Origin of the sequence: Streptomyces sp. BF23-19 (assembly GCF_041106355.1) — a bacterium.
In the GTDB taxonomy this organism is placed as follows: domain Bacteria; phylum Actinomycetota; class Actinomycetes; order Streptomycetales; family Streptomycetaceae; genus Streptomyces; species Streptomyces virginiae_A.
In genome coordinates this window covers 1-4,451 of sequence record NZ_JBGBPT010000180.1, presented here as the reverse complement: position 1 = coordinate 4,451, position 4,451 = coordinate 1, and the positions used below count along the sequence as shown (strand labels likewise).

General features: G+C 73.3%; 5 protein-coding genes. 3 read left to right on the top strand and 2 right to left on the bottom strand.

Going from position 1 to position 4,451, the window contains the following annotated elements; all coding sequences use genetic code 11:
• Nucleotides 1-111: 111 nt before the first annotated feature.
• The 3 genes from AB8A24_RS43055 to AB8A24_RS43045 are packed head-to-tail and all read left to right on the top strand — an operon-like array spanning nt 112 to nt 2,550.
• On the top strand, nt 112-906 hold the full coding sequence (locus AB8A24_RS43055; RefSeq protein WP_328961103.1) for an ABC transporter ATP-binding protein: 795 nt from the start codon (nt 112-114) through the stop codon (nt 904-906).
• Nucleotides 893-1,789 (top strand): ABC transporter permease, encoded by an 897-nt coding sequence (locus tag AB8A24_RS43050; protein WP_328961104.1) that lies wholly within the window; start codon nt 893-895, stop codon nt 1,787-1,789. The genes AB8A24_RS43055 and AB8A24_RS43050 overlap by 14 nt, the downstream gene beginning before the upstream one ends.
• A gap of 5 nt (nt 1,790-1,794) precedes the next feature.
• Complete coding sequence (locus AB8A24_RS43045; RefSeq protein ID WP_328961105.1) at nt 1,795-2,550, top strand: sirohydrochlorin chelatase; 756 nt, start codon at nt 1,795-1,797, stop codon at nt 2,548-2,550.
• A 25-nt stretch (nt 2,551-2,575) separates the two neighbouring features.
• On the opposite strand, the gene AB8A24_RS43040 is transcribed toward AB8A24_RS43045, so the two are convergent.
• Together AB8A24_RS43040 and AB8A24_RS43035 are read right to left on the bottom strand one after the other, a co-directional pair.
• On the bottom strand, nt 2,576-3,577 hold the full coding sequence (locus tag AB8A24_RS43040) for a 2-dehydropantoate 2-reductase N-terminal domain-containing protein (protein WP_328961106.1): 1,002 nt from the start codon (nt 3,575-3,577) through the stop codon (nt 2,576-2,578).
• A 186-nt stretch (nt 3,578-3,763) separates the two neighbouring features.
• On the bottom strand, nt 3,764-4,312 hold the full coding sequence (locus AB8A24_RS43035; RefSeq protein ID WP_369479228.1) for a DUF1697 domain-containing protein: 549 nt from the start codon (nt 4,310-4,312) through the stop codon (nt 3,764-3,766).
• Nucleotides 4,313-4,451: the final 139 nt, after the last annotated feature.

The following is a 4,451-nucleotide window of genomic DNA, read 5'->3' as shown; positions in this document are numbered from 1 at the left end:
ACCTCACACTCCTGAACAAGGTCCTCAAGGCCGCCGGCAAGCCCGAGGTCTCCGACGCCGGCCTCGGCGCCAAGTAACCCCGCTGTCCAGCAATCCCAGGAGGTGACGACCATGGCCACCACGCTTGCCAAGGCTGCCGAGGGCTCCGTCGCGGAGCAGACGCACGCTGCCCGCATCGAGCACGTCTCGAAGTCCTTCTCCGGCCCGGCCGGATCGCAGCTCGTCCTGGACGACATCAGCCTCGATGTCGCTCCCGGCGAGTTCGTCACCATCCTGGGTGCCTCGGGGTGTGGCAAATCCACGCTGCTGAACCTGGTCGCGGGTCTGGACAAGCCGTCCGCGGGGTCCATCGAGACCCCCGGCGGCCGTCCGGCCCTGATGTTCCAGGAGCACGCCCTCTTCCCGTGGCTGACCGCGGGCAAGAACATCGAACTCGCCCTGCGCCTGCGCGGGGTGGCCAAGGCCGAGCGCCGCCCGGAGGCCGAGCGGCTGCTGGAGCTGGTCCGCCTCGGCGGCGCGTACGGCAAGCGCGTGCACGAGCTGTCCGGCGGCATGCGCCAGCGCGTGGCCCTGGCCCGGGCGCTCGCCCAGGACAGCCGGTTGCTGCTGATGGACGAGCCGTTCGCGGCCCTCGACGCCATCACTCGGGACGTGCTGCACGGCGAGCTCACCCGCATCTGGGCGGAGACCGGGCTGTCCGTCCTCTTCGTCACCCACAACGTGCGCGAGGCCGTCCGCCTCGCCCAGCGCGTGGTCCTGCTCTCCTCCCGGCCCGGCCGGATCGCGAAGGAATGGACCGTGGACATCCCGCAGCCGCGCCGCATCGAGGACGCGGACGTCGCGGAACTGTCCCTGGAGATCACTGAACACCTGCGTGGGGAGATCCGCCGCCATGGCCAGCACTGACATCACTTCGAAGGCCACGGGCAAGACCGACGACCTGGCCGGCCTGGAGGCGGGCCTCGACGCCCTCGACGCGGTCCAGACCCACCGCACCCCGATCCGCGAGATCCTCGTCAAGAAGGTCTTCCCGCCGGTCCTGGCCGTGAGCCTGGTCCTCCTGGTCTGGCAGGTCCTCGTCGCGACGCACGTCGCCGAGGAGACCAAGCTGCCAGCGCTGTCCGCGGTGTGGGACAGCCTGTCCGACATGTGGGTCAAGGGCACGCTGCTGGAGGTCATCTGGACCAGCGTCTCCCGCGGTCTGCTCGGCTTCCTGCTGGCCCTGGCCATCGGTACTCCGCTCGGTCTGCTCGTCGCCCGGGTGAAGTTCGTCCGTGCCGCGATCGGCCCGATCCTGCAGGGCCTGCAGTCGCTGCCGTCGGTGGCCTGGGTGCCGCCGGCCGTCCTGTGGTTCGGCCTGAACGACGCGATGATGTTCACGGTGATCCTGCTGGGCGCCGTCCCGTCCATCGCCAACGGCCTCGTCTCCGGCATCGACCAGATCCCGCCGCTGTACCTGCGGGCCGGCCGCACCCTGGGCGCCACCGGCCTGGCCGGGGCCCGGCACATCGTCATGCCGGCCGCACTGCCCGGCTACCTGGCCGGCCTGAAGCAGGGCTGGGCCTTCTCCTGGCGCTCGCTGATGGCCGCCGAGATCATCGCCTCCTCACCGGACCTGGGCCTGGGCCTCGGCCAGCTGCTGGAGAACGGCCGCAACAACATCGACCTGCCGGGCGTGTTCCTCGCGATCATCCTGATCCTGGTGGTCGGCATCGCCATCGACCTGCTGATCTTCAGCCCGGTCGAGCGGTGGGTGCTGCGCAGCCGCGGCCTGCTGGCGAAGAGCTGATCGCCATGTCCCGCGCCCTCCTGGTCATCGCCCACGGCAGCCGCGATCCGCGGCACGCGGCGACCGTGCACGCCCTCACCGGGCGGGTGCGGGCGCTGCGGCCGGGGCTGCGCGTGGAGACGGCCTTCCTCGACTTCAACACCCCGACGGTGGGGCAGGCCCTGTCCTCGCTCTACCTGTCCGGCGTACGGGAGGTCGTGGCGCTCCCGCTGCTGCTGACCCGCGCCTTCCACGCGAAGTCCGACATCCCGGCGGCGCTCGCCGAGTCGACCTCGCGCCTGCCGGGGCTGTCGGTGCGGGTGGCGGACGTCCTCGGACCGTCCCCGCTCCTGCTGACCGCCCTCGAACGCCGGCTCTCCGAAGCCGGCCTCACCCCGGCGGACCGCGCCACCACCGCCGTGGTGCTCGCGTCCGCCGGCTCCACGGACCCGGAGGCGATCGCAGTGATCGCTGAAACCGCGCGGGAGTGGCGGCGCACCGGTTGGTGTGCCGTGCGGCCTGCGTTCGCCTCCGCCGCACTGCCCCGTACGGAGGACGCCGTACGGGCCCTGCGCGCCGAGGGCTTCGAGCGGGTGGCGGTGGCCCCGTACGTCATCGCCCCGGGCCGGCTCCCGGACCGTATCGCGGCCGGCGCCGAGGCCGCGGGCGCGGACGTCGTCGCGGACGTCCTGGGCGCGGCCCCGGAACTGGCCCGACTGCTGCTGCGCCGCTTCGACGCGGCCGCGACGGCGCCCGCCCGGCTGCCGGCCCTGACGGCCTGACCCGCCGCGGCCAAACGCCGGCGCGCTACGCGCGGGCCGCGGCCTCGTCGGCCAGGGCGGTGAGGTCCTCGATGGACATCGCGCCCGGCGGCAGGCCCTCCCGGGCGAAGATGTTCGCCGCGTGCCGCAGGACGTCGTTGACCGGTGTCGGCACCCCGTGCAGCCGGCCCAGCAGGGAGATCTCCCCGTTGAGGTAGTCCGCCTCCACCGAGCCCGTACCCCGCGCCAGGCTCTGCCAGGACGAGCCGCCCCGCACGCCGGCCGGCTGCTCCACCTTGCCGTCGCGGGCCAGCGCCTGCTCGGCGTCCGAGGCGTACGGGACGCCGGCGGCCCGGAAGGCGGCCTTGCCCTCGCGGACGGCCCGCAGCAGCAGCGCCGCCTTCGCCGGGTCCGGCTCCGGTCCGGTGGTCGCCTGGATCGCGTTGCCCAGGTTCCCCAGCAGCTTCGCGTACTTCCAGCGCATCACGTCCGGGGCCGCCGGCGCCCCGAAGCCGGCCTTGGCGAGGTCCGCCGCGACGGACCGGGCCAGGGCGTCCGTGCCGCCCGCGGCCCGGCCCACGTGCAGGACGCCGGTCAGCGGCGCGCACAGCGCCGAGACCACGCCCGGCTCCAGGAAGGTGGCGGGCAGCCATACGCACACCCCGTACACGCGCGCGAAGCGCCGTAGCGCCAGCCGCTCGCTCTCCACACCGTTCTGCGCGCACAGCACCGGCAGCCGCTGTGCGGCCGTACCGCCGCCCGCGACCTCCGCGTCGCCCCACGCGTCGAGCGCGGCGATGGCGTCCTGGGTCTTCACGGACAGCAGCAGCACGTCGTCGGGGCGCAGTTCACCCAGTTCGTCCGGTCCGGTGACCACGGGCAGTCGGTGGACCCGGGTCCCGTCGGCCGTCGTGAGCCGCAGCCCCTCGGCCCGCAGGGCCTGCGCGTGCGCGCCGCGGGCGACGAGTACGACCTCGCCGCCCGCCTCCGCGAGCCGTCCGCCGATGGTGGCGCCGACCGCGCCCGCGCCGATGATGATGTAACGCATGCCCCGAGCCTGGCACATCGGGCCGCCTGTGTGACCGCCGGGGCGGGGCGAACGAAGGAGCGACTTCCGGCGGCCGCCGCGTACGGCGCGGGGGCCGGGTGGTCGCGCCCTCCCGGTGGAAGTCGAGGTCGAGTCGGACGGCGCTGCGGCCGCCGAACCCGCGGTCGGGCACCGTTCAGGCCCCGGTCAGGCCCCGGTCAGCTCCACGAGCTTGGCGACGGTGTTCCAGTTGCGGGTGGTCACGTCGAGTCCCTTGACGACGGCGGGCTTGGCGAGGGCCTCGGCGAGCTTGGAGCGACCCAGGCCCTCGGGGACGTGGAGGTACACGACGCGGTCACCGATCCGGTACTCCTCGGGAAGGTACGCCGCCTCGTCGAGCGCGGCGAAGCGTTCCGGGCCGGGCTGTTCGGAGCAGAAGGTGACGTGCAGCTGCTTGCCCTCCAGCTCCGCGGCCGGGAACGGACAGGCTTCGGCGACGCCGCGCAGGTACGCGCCGTCCAGTACCAGGCACGCCACGCGGAAGCCGAAGTGCGCCTTGATGGCCGCCTCCAGTTCTCGGGCGAGGGCCGTCGGGTCCTGCCGCGCGCTGCTGAAGACGGCGTTGCCGCTCTGCAGGTACGTCCGCACATCGCCGTGGCCGAGCCCCTCCAGCACCGAACGCAGCTCCGCCATCGGGACCTTCTTGTTCCCGCCGACATTGATCCCGCGCAGCAGGGCCGCGTACTTCTTCGTCATCGCCTTCTTCGCCATGGGCGCACCCTAGTGCTGTGACCGGAAAGGTCCACCGGGTCACGGCACTAGGCCGTCTCTTCCGGATCTTGTCGGGTGAGCCCGGGTCGTCCGGTGCGGTGCCTCGCAAGGCGGAGGGGCGCCC

Excerpts from the sequence above, each read along its gene's own strand:
- AB8A24_RS43055 (WP_328961103.1), top strand. The coding sequence starts at position 112 with ATGGCCACCACGCTTGCCAAGGCTGCCGAGGGCTCCGTCGCGGAGCAG.
- AB8A24_RS43050 (WP_328961104.1), top strand. The coding sequence starts at position 893 with ATGGCCAGCACTGACATCACTTCGAAGGCCACGGGCAAGACCGACGAC.
- AB8A24_RS43045 (WP_328961105.1), top strand. The coding sequence starts at position 1,795 with ATGTCCCGCGCCCTCCTGGTCATCGCCCACGGCAGCCGCGATCCGCGG.
- AB8A24_RS43040 (WP_328961106.1), bottom strand. The coding sequence starts at position 3,577 with ATGCGTTACATCATCATCGGCGCGGGCGCGGTCGGCGCCACCATCGGC.
- AB8A24_RS43035 (WP_369479228.1), bottom strand. The coding sequence starts at position 4,312 with ATGACGAAGAAGTACGCGGCCCTGCTGCGCGGGATCAATGTCGGCGGG.